Source organism: Mesorhizobium sp. M2C.T.Ca.TU.002.02.1.1, from assembly GCF_003997225.1.
On the sequence record NZ_RZTO01001237.1, the window covers coordinates 1 to 1,197 of the forward strand.

Here is a 1,197-nt window from a genome sequence, read left to right on the forward strand (position 1 = left end):
CCAATTGGCCCCGCCGGTGTCGAGGCCGGCGAACCAGTCGAGCCCGAAATCGAGAGGCTCGCGGCCGACGGCGTCGAAGCGAAAGAAACAATAGCCGGCCCACAAAAACCATCGCGCGCCGGCCCAGCGCAGGTCGCCGTAAAAAGCCGTGGCTTCAAGAGGTTCGAAGGGATCGCATGGCTGCGTCGGGAAAAGGTCCTGGTCGAGGAATCCGAATGCGGCCGGTGCGGCGGGCTCGAGCACATTGTGCCACATCCAGTTGAGCGCCGCGCCGTGCGACCGGCTCGGGTTTTTCACAGTCCACGGATTGGCCGGCAGCCTGACATAGGCGGCGCCATGGTCCGCGCAAACCCGCCTGTTCTCGTCCGCGGAAGCATCGCTGACGCTGTTGTCGGCGACGATGTGAAGATCGTGGCGGACAAGTCCTCCCGTCAGCCGCAATTGAAGGTCCAGGCACCGGGGATCGTCGAAGGCAACAGTAAGCAGGACATGGCGGCCCCGGGCGGCATCGCGGATGGCCGGGACATCGTCACCCTCGACCGGTTGGTGCACGAATCTCTGGTCGATTCTCCGGTAACGGGCAGTCTTGATGGCGTGCAGCAGCGGCTGCAGCCTCAGCCATTGCCGCCAGTCATATTCGCGCAGGGCCTTTGGCACGGTATGGCGGCTTTCAGGCGAACCCGGCCTGGCAATCGCGATCGACCGGGGGAATCTGCATGAACGTATGCTCCAACTGATTTTTGGAAAAAGCGCGAACGCGAAAGCATCCGAGTCTCTTGATAACTGGCTATATACAGCATATTCGTGTTTTCAACACGACCGACATTTGAGCGCCCGCTGTGTTTGTTTGAATGGGGAAGTCTGGGGCGCACCCGGAGTCTCTCTCCGTCAATCTTGGGGGGTAGGGCGGCGCTCCGGAAAATGTGATGAGAATCTGCTGTGCAATCTCTGCCCTGTTTATGAACGGGGGTCTGCAGAGGGATTGTCTGAATATCAGCGACCGACTGATCGCGCGCGGTCATAATGTGACGATCCTGACGACCCGCCAGGTAGGTCATGTCGAGAGTTCGGCGACGATAAAAGTCCATCCGGCACGGGTTCTCTCCAATCCGGGCACGGAATATGCGCTGGGAAGGACCGTGCTGGCGGCCAGGCGCGACTTCGACTGTGTGGTCGGTTTCAACAAGATGGCTGGCC

Annotated in this window: 1 protein-coding gene and 1 pseudogene; one reads left to right on the forward strand and one right to left on the reverse strand. The window is 60.7% G+C overall.

What is annotated here, in order from left to right; translation table 11 throughout:
• Positions 1-657, reverse strand: a 657-nt coding sequence (locus EOD07_RS35080; protein ID WP_127238409.1) for a hypothetical protein, incomplete at its 3' end; no start/stop codon positions are given.
• Between the two features lie 269 nt (positions 658-926).
• Here EOD07_RS35080 and EOD07_RS38300 point away from each other — a divergent pair.
• Positions 927-1,197: pseudogene (locus EOD07_RS38300) on the forward strand (glycosyl transferase family 1); the annotation flags it as partial.